Origin of the sequence: Bradyrhizobium sp. 62B (assembly GCF_030272265.2) — a bacterium.
GTDB lineage: Bacteria > Pseudomonadota > Alphaproteobacteria > Rhizobiales > Xanthobacteraceae > Bradyrhizobium.
Map to the genome: position 1 here is coordinate 1,362,989 of NZ_CP092841.2, position 16,214 is coordinate 1,379,202.

Below are 16,214 nucleotides of genomic sequence, written 5' to 3' on the forward strand. Positions count from 1 at the left end.
TGCACAATAATACAGGGTGGAGACGTCCGCGATGGCCAGCCTTTCGGCCTCGAACCATGTCGCCCGTGTCTTGTCCGTCGCCAATCATGTGGCCGACGTCGACGCCTCCTCGCGCATTGCCAATTCCTGGCGGCGCTCCCTGATCAGCCACACTCGATCCCGCCCGCCGGGGACCGCCGCAGACGCTCACCGAAGCCGAGGTTCGGCATGTCGCCGAACCGATGGAGGAGACGATCCGGCTCGCCACGTCCGAGCTCGAGGATCTCGCGCGCGTGTTGCGGGACGCCGGCTATTGCGTCAATCTCGCTGATGCCAACGCGACCATGCTGTTCAGCCGCTTGCCGGGCGAGGCCGACACCGAGATCTTCCTGCGCTGGAAGGTCTATACCGGCTCGAATTTTTCGGAGGCCCAGGAAGGCACCAACGGGCTCGGCACCTGCCTTGCCGAGCAAAAGCCGATCCTGGTTCATCGCGACGAGCACTTTCGTGAGCAGTGGGGCATCTTCTCCTGTGCGGTGACGCCGCTGTTCGATCCTGCCGGCCGCATCGCCGGCGCCGTCAACATCACCTCGTGTCGTGATGACCTCAGCCGCGCCGCGCACCAGCTTGCGCTTGCGGTCGCGATGCAGGCCACGCGCCGCATCGAAGGCGCGATCTTTCGCGAGCATTTCCGCAATGCCTGGATCGCCACCGTGCCGGGCGATGGCGGCAGCGGCCTCGTCGCCTATGACGATGATCGTCGCGTCGTCGGCGCATGCCGGTCCGCGCGCGCCCTGCTGGGCCTCACCGACGGTTTGATCGCGTCCGGCATCGACCTGTCGCGCTACGTCAAGTTCGATCACCACGCTGTGCGCGGTGCGGACGACATCGTCCAGCTGCGCCGCGCCGACGGCAGTCCGTTGGGGCAGGGCCGGATCGCGCCGCCGCAGCGCGCGCGGCCGCTCATCAGGCGCCGCGATCCGCCCGTCGATCGTTTCGATGCGCTGCATCGGCTCGCAGGCCGCGATCCCGGGCTGGTCAGAAGCGTGAAGCGGCTCGGGGCCGTCGTCAATCACGACCTGCCGGTGCTGCTGCAGGGCGAGACCGGCGTCGGTAAGGATGTGTTCGCGCGCGCCATTCATGCGGCGAGCCACCGGGCACGCAACAATTATGTCGCGCTGAATTGCGCGGCGATGCCCGAGAGCCTGATCGACGCCGAGCTGTTCGGCTACGAGGCCGGCGCCTTCACGGGCGCGCGCCGCGACGGCTCGAAGGGCCTGATCGTGCAGGCCGACGGCGGCACGCTGTTCCTCGACGAGATCGGCGACATGCCGATCGCGCTGCAGACGCGACTGCTCCGCGTCCTGGAGAACCGCGAGGTCTGGCCGCTCGGCGCGCTCAAGCCCGTCGCCGTCGACATCCGCCTGATCAGCGCCACCCACCGCGATCTCGGCCGCCTGGCGGAAGAGGGCGCCTTCCGCGCCGATCTCTACTTCCGCCTGCGCGGCATGGAGGTGCGGCTGCCGCCCTTGCGCGAGCGGGCGGATCGGGACGACATCATCCGCCAGATCGCGCGCGAGGAGGCGCCGAATTGCCGCTTGTCGGATGAAGCCTGGGCGCGACTCTCCGCCTATTCGTATCCCGGCAACATGCGCCAGCTCCGTCATGTATTGCGGCTCGCCGGCTGCACGGCGGAGGATGGCGTGATCACCGATGCCGATCTCGATCTGCCGCCGTTCGGCGGCCGTGCGGCGGAACCGGATCTCGCCGCGGCCGAGCGTGCGACGATCGTCGAGACGCTGCGCAAGCATGGCGGCCGTGTCACGGAGGCGGCGCGTGCGCTGAAGCTGAGCCGTGCAACGCTGTATCGCAAGATCAAGCAGCTGAAGATCGAGACGGCGCAGTAGGGGGCTAACAGTTCACGACGCGGCGCTCTTTCTTCCCCTCTCCCCTTGTGGGAGAGGGTGGCTCGCCGCGCAGCGGCGAGACGGGTGAGGGGTCTCTCTCCGCGAATCCAATTCTCGTTTCAATACGCGGATAGATACCCCTCATCCGGCGCTTCGCGCCACCTTCTCCCACAAGGGAGAAAAGGGAAGAGGACAGCTCCCTTACGAAAAATCACTCCAGCTCAGATGCCGTGAATCAAGGTCGCCGACTGTCACGGTGCCGCGGATCTCGCGCGGCGCGTGGAAGCTGCTGCGCAGATACACCAGCGGCGCGGCTCGGTCGGAATGCGTCGCGCCGCGGACCTCGCCGATGAAGATCGAATGCGTCGTCGTCTCGAACTCCCGCGTCAGCACGCAGTCGAACGCGGCGACTGCGTCCGTCAGCACCGGCGCGCCTGTGACCCCGCGCGTCCACTGCCCGAAGGCAAAGCGGTCGTCGCCGTTGACGCCCTTCTGGCCGCTGAAGGTGAGCGCGAGCAGGGCGTGATCCTCGTGCAGGAAGTTGATCGCGAACGCGCCTTCCTCGCGGATGCGCGCATGGGCGCTGGCGTTGCGGTTGACGCAGACGATCAGCGAGGGCGGGCTGTCCGACAGCGAACAGGCCGAGGTCACCGTCAGGCCGGTGCGCTTGCCGTGCTCGGCCCCCACCGTCACCAGCGCCACGGCGCCGGCGCATTGCCGCATCGCCTGCTTGAAATCCTTGGCGTCGAGAGGTTTGGCGTCCACCGTCACGCGGAAATCTCCGAAATGAATGCGGGTGCGGCACGATTGCGCCGCACCCGCGATGCGTCAAGCCGCCTTCTTCGCGGAGCCGAGATGCGCAAGACGCGGCATCACCTCGTTCTTCAAGAGCGAGAGCGAGTGGTGCCAGGCTTCGGCCTTGTGCTTGTAGTCGAAGCCGAACACGCAGAGCACGCCGAAGCCGCCGACCTCGTCATAGATTTTCTCGATCTTCTCGGCGACCGTCGTCGGCGAGCCGACGATCCAGTTCCGCTTGGCGCAATATTCGACGGTGACGTCGCTATCGGGCACGTCGGGCGCGTGCTTCAGATAATCCTTGAAGCCGAAATGACCGAGCAGCGGCAGGAAGTACTCGCCCATCATCCGGCCCATCATGTCGCCGGTCGAGAGCCTCCAGGCCTCCTCGTCGGTGTCGGCGACGAACACCTCGCGCACGAGGCGCCAGTCCGCCCGGTTCGGCTTGCGTCCGGTCTTGGCCGCGCCGATCTCGACCGAATCCCAGTGGCTGCCCACATAGGCCGGGTTGAGGTTGAGGCTCATCGGGATGAAGCCGCGTTCGCCGGCGAGCTTCAGCGTGTCCGAGTTCTTCGAGAGGCCCGCGACACCGATCGGCGGATGCGGCGCCTGCAGCGGCTTGATGTGCGGCTTGAGGAAGTCGAACATCGTGTCCGGCTTGGTCACCGTCCAGAACTTGCCCTTGTAGGTCCAGGGCGCGGGATCGCTCCACATCTTCAGGATGATCTCCAGCGCCTCGCGCGTCATGTCGCGGTTCTGTCCGCTCATGCCGTCGACGTTGAACATCGCCCAGTCGCTCGGCAGCCCCGACGCGGCCACGCCGAAATTGAGCCGGCCCTCGGAGAGATGGTCCAGCATCGCGACGCGGTTGGCGAGCTCGGCCGGGTGGTGATAGGGCAAGAGGAAGCCGCCCGGTCCGATGCGAAGTCTCTTGGTCTGCATCAAGGCCTGCGCGATCAACAGGTCCGGCGTGGGATTGGGTTCCCACGGCGCGGTGTGGTGCTCGCCGACCCAGGCCTCCTGATAGCCGAGCTCGTCGAGCCAGCGCATGACCTGCAGGTCCCAGTCGTTTCCTTCCTTCAGGCCGCACTCCGGCGGATGCGAAGGCATCGTGAAATAGCCGATCTCCATGGGTTTCCTCATCTGATGTTGACGCGTCTTGGTGCGCGTTGAGGGCGTTGAGTGGGAAAGGGTTCAGCAAGCGCTGTGCCAGCGTCAAGGAGCCTGAAATTGCTGAGAAAGGGCTGGTTTGCCCGCGCAATAGCCGGTATCTCGACGAACACCCGCAGGAGACCGTCTCATTGTCGCGAGACGGCGTCTTGCAGGTGAGACGTGAACTTGGCCGTGAGACGAGGACAGTTTCGCATGACCGAACCCGCTTATGTCGCGGTGGACTGGGGCACCAGCAGCTTTCGGCTGTGGCTGGTCGATCATGCCGGCCAGGTGCTGGCTGAGCGCCGCAGCGATGAAGGCATGTTGGCCGCGACGAAGACCGGCTTTCCCGCGGTGCTGCAATCGCATCTCGCGGCGGTCGAGGCGCCGGATCATCTGCCGGTTCTCGTCTGCGGCATGGCCGGCGCCAAGACCGGCTGGGTCGAAGCCGGCTATGTCGACACGCCGGCGCCGCTCGCGGCCGTCCTGAAACAGGCCGTGCGCGTCCCCGGCGAGGCGCGCGACATCCGGATCCTGCCGGGCATCGCGCAGCGCGACGCCAGCGCGCCGGACGTGATGCGCGGCGAGGAGACGCAGCTGCTCGGCGCGCTCGGCTTCGAAGCCGCCGGCGAGGCGCTGGTCTGCATGCCCGGCACGCATTCGAAATGGGTGCGTGTCAGGGGCGGCACCGTCGAACGCTTCTCCACCTTCATGACCGGCGAGCTCTTCAGCGTGGTCTCGCGCGAGACCATCCTGTCGTTCGCGGTCGCGGGTGCCGATGAGGCCGAGGATGTCGCGAGCTTCAAGGCGGCGGTCAAGGCCGCGTATGCGGCGCCGGCCTTCGCCGCTAATCTGTTGTTCGGCGCGCGCTCGCGTCAGCTGCTGTTCGGCGGCACGCCGGCGGCCGCGCGCGAGACGCTGTCGGGCACGTTGATCGGCGTCGAGCTCGCGGCAGGGCTCTCCGGCGCCGTGCCGCAGGCGGGTGTTGCGTTGATTGCGTCGGGCCGGCTCGCGACGCTGTATCGGCACGCCTTCGACGCCTTGTCGGTCACCGTGCAGCCGGTCGATGCGGATGAAGCGGTCCGCCGCGGACTGTCGATGGCGGCTGACACGATCTGGACCAGGTAGAAGGATTTTGAGATGACCATTCCCTTTCCGCCGATGCAGCGGCCTCTGGTCGCGATCCTGCGCGGCGTCAAGCCCGGGGAGACCGAGGCCATCGTCGGCGTGCTGATCGAAGCCGGCATGACCGCGATCGAAATCCCCCTGAATTCACCCGATCCGTTCCGCTCCATCGCAACGGCCGTGAAGCAGGCGCCGTCAGGCGTGTTGATCGGCGCCGGCACGGTGCTGACCACCGCGGATGTCGATCGCCTCAACGACGTCGGCGGCAAGTTGATGGTCTCGCCGAATGTCGACACGCAGGTCCTCGCGCGTGCACATCAATACGCCATGGTGACGCTGCCGGGCGTGTTCTCGCCGACCGAGGCTCTGGTGGCCGCGCGCTCCGGCGCATCGGGCCTGAAATTCTTTCCGGCGAGCGTGCTAGGGGCCGCCGGCATCGCCGCGATCCGCGCTGTATTGCCGTCAGGCGTGATGATCGCCGCCGTCGGCGGAGTGTCAGACCAGAATTTCGCTGAGTACATCAAGGGCGGGGTGACCGCGTTCGGGCTCGGCTCCAGCCTCTACAAGCCCGGCATGACGGCAGCCGAAGTCGCTGCCCGCGCGAAGGCGACGATCGAAGCCTACGATCGGGCGATTGCGAAAGACTGAGCCGGCAATAAACTAGCTGTGATCCTGACATGGCCTATTGTGCCACATCGTGCCGCGATGCTGACATTCGCGCATCGTGGTATGTGACCGGCCGAAGCAGGAGACCGACATGGCGATCAACAACGTAGCCGATCTGTTCGTGGCAACGCTCGAACAGGCCGGCGTCAAGCGCATCTACGGCATCGTCGGCGACAGTCTGAACGCCCTGACCGAGGCGCTGCGCCGCCGCGGCACCATCGAATGGATCCACGTCCGCCACGAGGAGGTCGCAGCGTTCGCCGCCGCCGGCGAAGCCGAGGTGACCGGGAGCCTTGCGGTGTGCGCGGGCTCCTGCGGTCCCGGCAATCTGCATCTGATCAACGGGCTGTTCGACGCGCACCGCAGCCGCGTTCCCGTGCTGGCGATCGCGGCGCAGATCCCGACGGCTGAGATCGGCGGCGGCTATTTCCAGGAGACCCATCCGCAAAACCTGTTCCGCGAATGCAGCCATTATTGCGAGCTGGTCTCCGATCCCAGCCAGCTTCCTTTCGTGCTGGAGAATGCGATCCGCGCGGCGGTGGGCCTGCGCGGTGTCGCCGTCGTTGCCATGCCCGGCGACGTTGCGTTCCGCAGCCCGCCGAAGCGCGCGCCGTCGACGACGCGCGGCCTTAGCGTGGCGGCGCCGAAAGTGGTGCCGCAGGCGGATGAGCTGCAGGCGCTGGCTGATCTCCTCAACGGCGCCGAGCGCGTCACCCTGTTCTGCGGCCGCGGTTGCGCCGGCGCGCATGCGCCCTTGATGCAGCTCGCCGAGACGCTGAAGAGCCCGATCGTGCATGCGCTTGGCGGCAAGGAGCATGTCGAATACGACAACCCCTACGACGTCGGCATGACCGGCTTCATCGGCTTCTCCTCGGGCTATGCCGCCATGCACGCCTGCGACGCGCTGGTGATGCTCGGCACCGATTTTCCCTACAAGCAGTTCTTCCCCGATGATGCAAAGGTCGCGCAGATCGACATCCGCCCGGAAAATCTGGGGCGACGCTGCAAGATCGATCTCGGCCTCGTCGGCGACGTCAAGCTCACCATCGAGGCGCTGCTGCCGCTGCTGACATCAAAGACGCAGCGCAAGCATCTCGACGATGCCGTCGCCCATTACAAGAAGGCGCGCGAGGGCCTGGACTCGCTCGCCAGGGGCACGCCGGGAAGCAAGCCGATCCATCCGCAATATCTCGCCAAGGTCGTCAGCGACCACGCGAGCGGCGACGCCGTGTTCACCGCCGATGTCGGCACGCCGACGGTATGGGCCGCGCGCTATCTCGGCATGAACGGCCGTCGCCGCCTGATCGGCTCGTTCGTGCACGGTTCGATGGCCAACGCGATGCCGCAGGCGATCGGCGCGCAGGCGGCACAGCCCGGCCGGCAGGTGATCTCGCTCTCCGGCGACGGCGGCTTCACCATGCTGATGGGCGATCTGATCACGCTGACGCAGGAGAAACTGCCGGTGAAGGTGGTCGTCTTCAACAACGGCGTGCTCGGCTTCGTCGCGCTGGAGATGAAGGCGGCGGGCTTCGTCGACACCAATGTCGATCTGAAGAATCCGGACTTCGCCGCGATGGCGCGCGCGATGGGCATTTTTGCGAAACGCGTCGAGGACCCGGGCGAGCTTCCCGGCGCCGTCAAGGAGATGCTGGCGCATGACGGGCCGGCTCTGCTCGACGTCGTCACCGCCAAGCAGGAGCTGTCGATGCCGCCGACCATCACCACCGAGCAGATCAAGGGCTTCAGCCTCTGGGTGCTGCGCGCGGTGATGAACGGCCGCGGCGACGAGGTGCTTGATCTTGCGAAGACGAACCTCTTGCCGCGCTAGCCCCGCTTCACCGACGGCGCGGGCAGCTGCTCGTGGCGGCGCTGGAAGCGCTGCCAGTGCAGCACGCTGCCAATCAGCAGGGCCGGCACGAAGCCGAGCACGATCAGAAGATGCGGCAGCTCCTTCGGCGAGATGAAGGCGATGGCGATGTCCGAGATCAGCCAGAGCGCGGCGAACATCACCGCGAAGTCGGTTCGCGGGCAGCGCAGGTAATAGAACACGGCGGTGATGATGATCGCGGGGCCGATCGCGACGGCGATCATGATCGCGGTCAGCTCCTTCGGCGTCAACGCGTCGAGCATCATCGAGGCCAGCAGCCAGAGTGCGGCGAACATGGCGACGATGTCGAGCGGATGCCGCAATTCAATACCTCTCGCGGGGACGCGCTATCGTTGTGGCCGCAGCCGCAGACGTCAAGTCAAAAGGCGCTTATTCCTCGTCACTTTCCGGCGTCGGGCGCAGCATGAAATGACCGAAGGCGGTGGCGATCGGCTTCTCCGCATCGTCCTGCCAGGCGCGCGCCTCGAAGGCGACGATGCGACGGCCCTGCTTCACGATCGAGACGTTGGCGAACGTATCGAGCGCGCGGCCGGAGCGCAGGTAGTTGACGGTGAGCCCGATCGGCTTGGGCGGCGCGGCGGTGCCGAGCTCGCGCCCGACGCCGATGACGGCCGTGGTCTCGAGAAAGGCGCCGGTCATGCCGCCATGGATCGCGGGCAGGATCGGGTTGCCGATGATCTTTGGCGAGAACGGCATCGTCAGCGTGCCGTCGGCGTTGATGCGGATACCGAGCCAACGCGCGAACGGGCTGCGCGCGAACGGTCCGTCCGGATCCTCCGGCGTCTCCAGCGCCGGTATGTCCAGCGCATTCATCCTGCGATCGGCGAGCATGTTGGTGCGGTTGGCGCCGATCATGAAGCAGGCGGTCGCGGTCGCCACCGGATCGTCTTCCGATTCCTGATAGGCGGTGGAGCGCACGAAGGCGATCGAGCGCGTGGTGCGGTAGCAGACGGAATGCGCCTTGATGTCGAGGCCGGGTGTCGCCGGCTTCTGGTAGTCGATGCGCAGATCGAGCGTCGCGATCGCGCGCGTGCCGTCGAGCGCGAGCTGCACCGCCATGCCGCAGCTCTCGTCCAGCATCGCGGTGACGACGCCTCCGTGCAGCACGCCGGTCTCGGTGTCGCCGACGAAGACGGGACGATAGGGCAGGCTGGACCAGGCCTCGGCGGGCGCGAAACGGTCGAGCTGCAGCCCGCTGATATGGCCGTAATCGGAGCGGCGGCCCTTGATCGCCTCGGCGAGTTCCTCGAATGGGAGCGTGGTCGCTATGGTGCTCATGGGAACGTTCTAGACCAGTGTCGGCCGCCGCGCAAAACCCCGAATGGGCCTCGACAGAGCGGACCGAAGCGCCGATGGTGGGTGCTTCGTTCGTCGTTAGCTGCAAGGAGTGCCCATGGCCGACCCCGAAACGCCCGCCGCCAATCAGGGGCCCGTCACCATTTCGACCTCCAGCTCGGAGCGGGCGCCGATCATCTATTTCGACGGCGCGTCCTGTTTCGGCCATCACAACGGCGCGATCCAGATCGAGCTCGCCGCAAACCTCCTGATGCCGGTCGGCGCCGCCGTCAGGGTCGACGTGGTCCAGACCGCTCACTTGCGTTGCAGCGTCGCCGCGGCGCTGGCGCTGCGCGAAGCCCTCGAAAAAGCGCTGGCGATGTACAAGCAGGGCCAGCAGCAGCCGGCAGCGGAGGAAATTCCGGCGGTCAAGAACTGAGATCGGCGTTTTTGACGATGGGGCGCGTAGCCCTGATGGAGCATGCTCCATCAGGGCTATGACGCGAGGTGGACCGGCTCCTCCTCAGCCCACATGCACCTTCGGCTTCCGGCCGCCGTTCCACTTGCCGTCGAGTGCGCGCTCGATCTGGGCGGCGAGCTGCAGCAGCAGGCCGTCATTGGCCTGCTTGGCGATGGCCTGGATGCCGAGCGGCAGGCCGTGCCCCTGGGCTGCTATCGGCATCGAGATCGCCGGCATGCCGCAGAGATTGGCGAGCGGGGTAAAGGCGAAGAAGCGCCAGAGATTGTCGAACCAGTCGCGCACATCGGGATTGTCGGAGATGGTGAGATATTCCTTCGTGCCGACCTTCGGCGTCGGCAGCGCGGTGATCGGCGTGAGGATCACGTCCCACTGCTCGAAGAAGGCGCCGAAGCCGCGCGAGGTCGTGTTGAACACGCCCTGCATCTTCGCGCGCTCGGCGAAGGTCGTGTGCCGGCCGGCTTCCCAGATCCGGATGTTCATGGGCTCGATCAGATCTTCCGGCGGCTTCTCCAGCCCGCGTGCGGCCAGCATGTTGGAGATCACCACGGCGAAATTGCTGATGTAGCAGGTGGTCTGCGCGGCGAAGGCGGCGGGAAGGTCGATCTCCGGCAGCGCATAGTCGACGTGATGGCCGAGGCCTTCGAGGAAGCGGCCGGCTTTCTCCAGCTCGGCCGCGAGCTCCGGGGTCGCGGTGTAATCGCCCCAGGTGTGCGACAGCGCGATGCGCAGCTTCGACGGATCGCGCTTGATCATCTCGGTATAAGGCTGCGCCGTGGTCCAGAACGGCATGAACTCGCCGGGCGCGGGTCCTCGCGCGTGATCGACGAAGGCGGCGGTGTCGCGCACGCTGCGCGACTGGCAGCCCTGGATCGAGACGAGGCCGGTAAGATCGGACATGTGCGGCGCGAGCGAGAACACGCCGCGCGAGACCTTCAATCCGATATTGCCGTTGACGCCGGCGGGAATCCGGATCGAGCCGCCGCCGTCGGTCGCATGCGCGATCGGCACCACGCCGGCGGCAACCATCGCCGCGCTGCCCGCGGACGACCCGCAGGTCGTGTAGTCGGTATTCCAGGGGTTGCGCGTGACGTAAACAGCGGGATTATCGGCGGAAGAGCACACGCCGAATTCCGGCGTCGTGGTGCGGCCGATCAGGTTGAGGCCGGCCTGACGGAATTTACCGGTGAGGAACGTATCGGCGCTGGCGCGATTGCCGCGCATCAACAGCGAGCCCATTTCCTGCAGCCGGCCCTTCATGGTCGGCCCGAGGTCCTTCATCAGGAAGGGCAGGCCGGCGAAGGGACCTGCGAGATTGGCGCCGTCCTTCGCGGGATCGGCGATCACGTCCTCGAACAGCTCGACCACGCCCGACAGCGCCGGATTGACCTTGGCGACCCCCGCGGCGGCCTGGCGCGCCAGCTCCTGCGCCGTCAGCTCACCCTTGCGGACGCGCCCCGCCAGCGCGACGCCATCGTGCTGTGCCCATTCCGTCCAGCTCATCGGCAAGGTCATGAAGTCCTGATCTCCTCAAGGTGCGGCGCCACCTTCTTCGCAAGGGACCGCCTGAATCAACTGAGCGGGCGCGAGGGGCAGGGTTGCGCGGGGCGGAGGGGTCGCGAGGCTGCGTCTCGATCCGGCAGTGGTGCGATCGTTGCAACCTGGCCGGCGGCGGAAGGGCCACGAGGAGGCCGTGTCTGCGTGTCACAACTGCGGGCATCGCAGGGTGGGCAAAGCGCAGGGCTGTCTACGATCCTTCACGACGGGAGAATTGCTTCGCTGCGCTCGCAATGACGGCGTGGAGAGAGCGAGTGCCACACCCTCTCTCGTGCCCCGGACGCAGCGCAGCGTGCCGGCGATGCGAAGCATCGTCCGGTGCGGTGCGCTGCAGAGCCGGGGCCCATTTCACCGCGTGCCGGGCCGCTTTCTGGATCGCGGCTCTGCGCCGCAACGCGAAGGGCGTTGCAGCGCGTCCGGGACACGCGAGCACAGCAACGCTTGCGCCGCCATCCCCACGAATGTGGCGAGATCGCATCATCTCGACAAAAAATCCCTTGTCGACGGCTCTCCGCCGTACCTTGATGAATCAACCCCGGTTGGTCCATAAGCGGCGTCCCGTGGCCGGTGGTTCGCCGCCGCACGGGGGGCTTGGATAGAGGGATTCTCGCGTGGCAAATATCAACCAGAAAATTGCGCAGGAGCTTGGGGTTCGGGCGGAGCAGGTCGAGGCGACGGTGACGCTGCTCGACGGCGGTGCCACGGTTCCCTTCATCGCGCGCTACCGCAAGGAAGCGACCGGTGCGCTCGACGATGCGCAATTGCGCACCCTGGAGGAGCGCCTGGGTTACCTGCGCGAGCTCGAAGACCGCCGCAAGGCCATCCTCGAATCAGTCCGCGAGCAGGGCAAGCTCGATGCAGCGCTGGAAGCCTCGATCATGGCCGCCGACAGCAAGGCGCGCCTCGAGGACATCTATCTGCCGTTCAAGCCGAAGCGCCGCACCAAGGCGGAGATCGCCAAGGAAGCCGGGCTTGAGCCGCTCGCCAACCAGCTCCTCGCTGAACCCGGCAACGATCCGAAGGTCGTGGCCGAAGGCTTCATCAATGCCGAGAAGGGCGTGGCCGATGCCGCCGCTGCGCTCGACGGCGCCCGCGCCATCCTGGTCGAGCGCTTCGACGAGGACGCCGATTTGATCGGCGCGCTTCGCGAGGAGATGTGGACCAATGCGCGCATGGCCTCCAAGGTGCGCGACGGCAAGAAGACCGAGGGCGAGAAGTTCGCCGATTATTTCGACTTCTCCGAGCCGCTGACGAAACTCCCCTCGCACCGCATCCTCGCGATGTTCCGCGGCGAGAAGGAAGAGATCCTCGACCTGCAAATCCAGGCCGAGGCCGAGGCGCCGCCGCCGGGCGTGCCCAGCGCCTATGAACTGAAGATCATGAAGCGCTTCGGCATCGCCGACCTCAAGCGCGCCGGGGATCGCTGGCTGATCGACACCGTGCGCTGGGCCTGGCGCACCAAGATCCAGGTGCATCTCAACATCGACCTGCGCATGCGGCTGTGGAACGCCGCCGAGACCGAGGCGGTGCGGGTGTTCGCCTCCAATCTGCGCGACCTCCTGCTGGCCGCGCCGGCCGGCACCCGCGTCACCATGGGGCTCGATCCCGGCTACCGCACCGGCGTCAAGGTCGCCGTCACCGACGCGACCGGCAAGGTGGTCGATACCGCCGTGATCTATCCGCACGAGCCGCAGCGGCAATGGAACGAGTCGCTCGCGACGCTTGGGCGACTCGCGATGAAGCATAAAGTCGAGCTGATCGCGATCGGCAACGGCACCGCCTCGCGCGAGACCGACAAGCTCGCAGGCGATCTCGTCAAGGGCCTCGCTGAGCTGAAGATGACCAAGATCGTGGTGTCGGAAGCCGGTGCGTCGGTCTATTCGGCCTCGGCCTTCGCCTCGGAAGAGTTGCCTGGCCTCGACGTCACCCTGCGCGGTGCGGTCTCGATTGCGCGCCGGCTCCAGGATCCGCTGGCCGAGCTCGTCAAGATCGAGCCCAAGGCGATCGGCGTTGGCCAGTACCAGCACGACCTCGGCCAGGCCAAGCTCGCCAAGTCGCTCGATGCCGTCGTCGAAGACTGCGTGAACGCCGTCGGCGTCGACGTCAACACCGCCTCCGCCCCGCTGCTGGCGCGCGTGTCGGGCGTCGGCTCAGGTCTGGCCCAGAGCATCGTGGCGCACCGCGACGCCAACGGCCCGTTCAAGTCGCGCAAGGCGCTGAAGGAGGTGCCGCGGCTTGGGCCGAAGGCGTTCGAGCAGTGCGCGGGCTTCCTGCGCATCCTCGGCGGCGAGGACCCGCTCGATGCCTCGGGCGTGCATCCGGAGGCTTATCCGGTGGTGCGCCGCATCCTCGCGGCCACCAAGAGCGACATCAAGGCGCTGATCGGCTCCAGCGAGATCGTGCGCACCTTGAAGCCGAAGGATTTCGTCGACGAGACCTTCGGCCTGCCGACCGTCACCGACATCTTGAAGGAATTGGAAAAGCCGGGCCGCGATCCGCGTCCCGCGTTCAAGGCGGCCGTGTTCAAGGAGGGCGTCGAGGAGATCAAGGACCTCAAGAAGGGCATGATCCTCGAGGGCACCGTGACCAACGTCGCCGCGTTCGGCGCCTTCGTCGACATCGGCGTGCACCAGGACGGCCTCGTGCACATCTCGGCGATGTCCAAGACCTACATCAAGGATCCGCGCGAGGTGGTGAAGCCCGGCGACATCGTCAAGGTGAAGGTGCTGGACTTCGAGGTCGCCCGCAAGCGCATCTCGCTGACGCTGCGCCTCGACGACGAAGTCGGCGCCAAGAAGGACGCCCCCGGCATGGAGCGCGACAACAGCTCGCGAAATGCGAGCCGGATGACTTCGTCTGCGCCGCGCAAGCAGGAGTCGTCCGGTGGTGGCGGCGCCCTCGCCGAAGCGCTGCGCCGCGCAGCCGAGAAGAACGGCGGGAAGAGGGTGTAGCTTCTTAACTCTCCCCGCCCTTCTGCGGGAAGAGGTCGGAGCGCGCCCCCTCCCTGACATCCGCGTCAGAATCTGGCGCGTTTGTAAGTTGAAGCGGCCAGTCCCTTCCTCTCATCTGATCGTCCTCGTGCGGCGTCAAGACCGCCGCACCGCAAGGAGGACGCTTCGATGAACAACAGGCTTCTCACGGGTCTCACGGCGGCGGCGATCGCCACGGTGATGGCGGTTGCTTCACCCGTGTTCGCACGCGGCGGGCATGGCGGCTTCGGCGGCGGACATTTCGGTGGCGGTGGGCATTTCGCCGGCGGCATGCATGTCGGAGGGATGGGCGGCGCGCGCTTCGCCCATGCCGGCGGTCCGGCCTTCGGCGGCGCACGCTTTGCGCATGCCGCGATCGGGCCGCGCTTCGCTGGCGCCGGCTGGCACGGCCACCACGGCTTCTTTCGCCATCATCATTTCCGCCGTTTCGCCGTCTTCGGCGCTCCCTATTTCTACGCCGGCTATAATGATGGTTGCTGGCGCCGGAGCTGGACGCCCTATGGGTGGCAATGGGTCAATGTGTGCGGAGACTATTGGTAGTCGCATTGCCGTACCGCACCATTGTCGCGGTCGCCACCGGGCGGTTCCGTCCAGCCCCGGAGCGGGATAGTCTGGTGGCGATCGTCGCGCGGAGTTTTTGCATGATCGGAGGTCACCGTCGCATCCTGGTCGTCGAGGACGATCCGGAAACCGCAGGCCAGCTCGTCGAGGAATTGACGACCTCCGGCTACGACGTCGATCTTGCAGCGACGGGGCGCGAAGCCCTGAGCCACGGCGCCGCACGCGATTATGCCGTGATCACGATCGACCGGATGCTGCCCGACATCGACGGCATCAGCGTGATGCGGCAATTACGCGATGACGGCGTCGCGGCGCCGTTCCTGATCATTTCGGCGCTCGGCGAGGTCGACGACCGCGTGCGGGGCTTGCGCGCCGGCGGGGACGACTATCTCGTCAAGCCGTTCTCCTTCACCGAATTGCTGGCGCGGCTCGAGGCGCTCGGCCGCCGCAGCGAGACCATCGCCAAGGAGACGCTGCTGCGGGTCGGCGATCTCGCCATCGACCTGATCGCGCGCAGCGCGAGCCGCCGTGGCCGCAGGATCTCGCTGCTGCCGCGCGAATTCCAGCTGCTCGAATATCTCGCTCGCAACGAGGGCAGGGTGATCTCCCGCGCGATGCTGCTCCAGCACGTCTGGGACCTGCATTTCGATCCCTCCACCAACATCATCGACGTCTATGTCGGACGCGTCCGCCGCAAGGTCGACGATGCCCAGGCCTATCCGTTGATCCACACCATCCGCGGCATCGGATATTGCCTCCGTGCTCCTGGCTAAGACGCTCCGCTCCTCGACCTTCCGTCTTGCGCTGATCGCGATCGCGGCGTTCGGGCTGATCGTCGCGGCGATCATGGCCTATGTCTATTTCGGCACGCTCGCCTATGTGGAGGGCCGGATCGGCCACGCCGTCGATCATGACGGCTTCACCGGGATGATCGAGCTCGCAATGGCGGCTGTTGCCGTGCTGCTGCTGGTGCTCGCGGGTCTCGCGGCCGTGCTGGTAACGCGGCGCACGGTGGGGCGGATCGAACAGATCAATGCCACCAGCCGCGCCATCATGCTCTCGGGCCTCGACCAGCGCATCCCCTTGCGCGGCAGCAACGATGAATGGGACCGCGTCGCCGAGAACCTCAACCAGATGCTGGACCGCATCGAGACGCTGATGGGCGAGGTCAAGCAGGTCAGCGACAACGTCGCCCACGATCTGCGCACGCCGCTGACGCGGATGCGCGGCCGGCTGGAAAAGGCTTATCACGGGCCGCGCAACAGCGAGGCTGACGCCGCGCTGATCGGCGACACCATCGCCGATCTCGATGCCGTGCTCGGCATGTTCGCGTCCATCACCCGGATCTCCGAGATCGAGACCCGCGCCCGCCGAGGGGCTTTCCGCGCGCTCGACCTCGCCGAGATCGCAGGCGAGGTGGTCGAGCTCTACGATGCCGCCGCCGAGCAGGTTGCGACCAAGCTCAGCCTGGCCGGAGACCGCCAGGTACCGATCACCGGCGATCGCGACCTGCTGTTCGATGCCATCGCCAATCTCGTCGACAATGCGATCAAGCATGGCTGCAAAGGCGGGCAGGTGACCGTAACCTGCCGGAGCATCGGCGACGGCGCGATGATCGCCATCGTCGACGATGGCCCGGGCATTCCCGCCGAGCAGCGCGATCACGTCTTCAAGCGCTTCTACCGGCTCGAACAGAGCCGCTACACGCCGGGCAACGGGCTGGGCCTCAGCCTCGTCGCCGCGGTCGCGCGTCTTCATGGCGCCGAAATCGCCTTGCGCGACAATGCACCGGGGCTCGCTGTCGAGCTCGGCTTCCCCAAGGCATCAGCACCATAGAGTCC

General features: G+C 66.6%; 13 protein-coding genes and 1 pseudogene. 9 read left to right on the top strand and 5 right to left on the bottom strand.

Translation table 11 applies throughout. The features are described from left to right. Positions 1-31: 31 nt before the first annotated feature. Positions 32-1,886: pseudogene (locus ML401_RS06530) on the top strand (sigma-54-dependent Fis family transcriptional regulator). A 201-nt stretch (positions 1,887-2,087) separates the two neighbouring features. On the opposite strand, the gene ML401_RS06535 reads toward ML401_RS06530, so the two are convergent. Together ML401_RS06535 and ML401_RS06540 are read right to left on the bottom strand one after the other, a co-directional pair. Further along, complete coding sequence (locus tag ML401_RS06535; protein ID WP_259216273.1) at positions 2,088-2,657, bottom strand: flavin reductase family protein; 570 nt, start codon at positions 2,655-2,657, stop codon at positions 2,088-2,090. Between the two features lie 57 nt (positions 2,658-2,714). Further along, on the bottom strand, positions 2,715-3,812 hold the full coding sequence (locus ML401_RS06540; protein WP_194408183.1) for an LLM class flavin-dependent oxidoreductase: 1,098 nt from the start codon (positions 3,810-3,812) through the stop codon (positions 2,715-2,717). A gap of 234 nt (positions 3,813-4,046) precedes the next feature. Between ML401_RS06540 and ML401_RS06545 the strand changes: the two genes are divergently transcribed. The 3 genes from ML401_RS06545 (at position 4,047) to poxB (ending at position 7,452) form a co-directional block, all read left to right on the top strand. Next, positions 4,047-4,961, top strand: coding sequence for a 2-dehydro-3-deoxygalactonokinase (locus tag ML401_RS06545; protein ID WP_285810747.1), 915 nt, complete (start codon positions 4,047-4,049; stop codon positions 4,959-4,961). Positions 4,962-4,973: 12 nt separating this feature from the next. Next, on the top strand, positions 4,974-5,606 hold the full coding sequence (locus tag ML401_RS06550) for a 2-dehydro-3-deoxy-6-phosphogalactonate aldolase (protein WP_285810749.1): 633 nt from the start codon (positions 4,974-4,976) through the stop codon (positions 5,604-5,606). 109 nt (positions 5,607-5,715) lie between these two features. Continuing rightward, positions 5,716-7,452 (top strand): ubiquinone-dependent pyruvate dehydrogenase, encoded by a 1,737-nt coding sequence (gene poxB, locus ML401_RS06555; RefSeq protein ID WP_285810751.1) that lies wholly within the window; start codon positions 5,716-5,718, stop codon positions 7,450-7,452. Here the strand turns inward: poxB and ML401_RS06560 are convergent. Continuing rightward, complete coding sequence (locus ML401_RS06560) at positions 7,449-7,814, bottom strand: hypothetical protein (RefSeq protein WP_211418389.1); 366 nt, start codon at positions 7,812-7,814, stop codon at positions 7,449-7,451. The two genes, poxB and ML401_RS06560, sit on opposite strands and share 4 nt — an antisense overlap. Positions 7,815-7,881: 67 nt before the next feature. Then, on the bottom strand, positions 7,882-8,790 hold the full coding sequence (locus ML401_RS06565; protein ID WP_285810753.1) for a PaaI family thioesterase: 909 nt from the start codon (positions 8,788-8,790) through the stop codon (positions 7,882-7,884). 115 nt (positions 8,791-8,905) lie between these two features. On the opposite strand from ML401_RS06565, the gene ML401_RS06570 reads away from it, so the two are divergent. Further along, positions 8,906-9,226 carry a hypothetical protein gene (locus ML401_RS06570; RefSeq protein ID WP_194406228.1) on the top strand — a complete coding sequence of 107 codons (321 nt, stop codon included), beginning with the start codon at positions 8,906-8,908 and terminating at the stop codon, positions 9,224-9,226. An 84-nt stretch (positions 9,227-9,310) separates the two neighbouring features. Here the strand turns inward: ML401_RS06570 and ML401_RS06575 are convergent, their stop codons facing one another. After that, positions 9,311-10,780 (bottom strand): amidase, encoded by a 1,470-nt coding sequence (locus ML401_RS06575; RefSeq protein WP_285810755.1) that lies wholly within the window; start codon positions 10,778-10,780, stop codon positions 9,311-9,313. Positions 10,781-11,433: 653 nt separating this feature from the next. Between ML401_RS06575 and ML401_RS06580 the strand changes: the two genes are divergently transcribed. From ML401_RS06580 to ML401_RS06595, 4 genes are all read left to right on the top strand, one after another. Beyond that, complete coding sequence (locus ML401_RS06580; protein WP_285810757.1) at positions 11,434-13,773, top strand: Tex family protein; 2,340 nt, start codon at positions 11,434-11,436, stop codon at positions 13,771-13,773. A 168-nt stretch (positions 13,774-13,941) separates the two neighbouring features. Beyond that, positions 13,942-14,352 (top strand): hypothetical protein, encoded by a 411-nt coding sequence (locus ML401_RS06585; protein WP_285810759.1) that lies wholly within the window; start codon positions 13,942-13,944, stop codon positions 14,350-14,352. 101 nt (positions 14,353-14,453) lie between these two features. Then, positions 14,454-15,146, top strand: a complete 693-nt coding sequence (locus tag ML401_RS06590; protein WP_285810761.1) for a response regulator transcription factor — start codon at positions 14,454-14,456, stop codon at positions 15,144-15,146. Then, positions 15,133-16,209 (top strand): HAMP domain-containing sensor histidine kinase, encoded by a 1,077-nt coding sequence (locus ML401_RS06595; protein WP_285810762.1) that lies wholly within the window; start codon positions 15,133-15,135, stop codon positions 16,207-16,209. Before ML401_RS06590 ends, ML401_RS06595 begins: the two co-directional genes overlap by 14 nt. Positions 16,210-16,214 lie beyond the last annotated feature (5 nt).

Excerpts from the sequence above, each read along its gene's own strand:
- ML401_RS06540 (WP_194408183.1), bottom strand. The coding sequence starts at position 3,812 with ATGGAGATCGGCTATTTCACGATGCCTTCGCATCCGCCGGAGTGCGGC.
- ML401_RS06545 (WP_285810747.1), top strand. The coding sequence starts at position 4,047 with ATGACCGAACCCGCTTATGTCGCGGTGGACTGGGGCACCAGCAGCTTT.
- ML401_RS06550 (WP_285810749.1), top strand. The coding sequence starts at position 4,974 with ATGACCATTCCCTTTCCGCCGATGCAGCGGCCTCTGGTCGCGATCCTG.
- poxB (WP_285810751.1), top strand. The coding sequence starts at position 5,716 with ATGGCGATCAACAACGTAGCCGATCTGTTCGTGGCAACGCTCGAACAG.
- ML401_RS06565 (WP_285810753.1), bottom strand. The coding sequence starts at position 8,790 with ATGAGCACCATAGCGACCACGCTCCCATTCGAGGAACTCGCCGAGGCG.
- ML401_RS06570 (WP_194406228.1), top strand. The coding sequence starts at position 8,906 with ATGGCCGACCCCGAAACGCCCGCCGCCAATCAGGGGCCCGTCACCATT.
- ML401_RS06575 (WP_285810755.1), bottom strand. The coding sequence starts at position 10,780 with ATGACCTTGCCGATGAGCTGGACGGAATGGGCACAGCACGATGGCGTC.
- ML401_RS06585 (WP_285810759.1), top strand. The coding sequence starts at position 13,942 with ATGAACAACAGGCTTCTCACGGGTCTCACGGCGGCGGCGATCGCCACG.
- ML401_RS06590 (WP_285810761.1), top strand. The coding sequence starts at position 14,454 with ATGATCGGAGGTCACCGTCGCATCCTGGTCGTCGAGGACGATCCGGAA.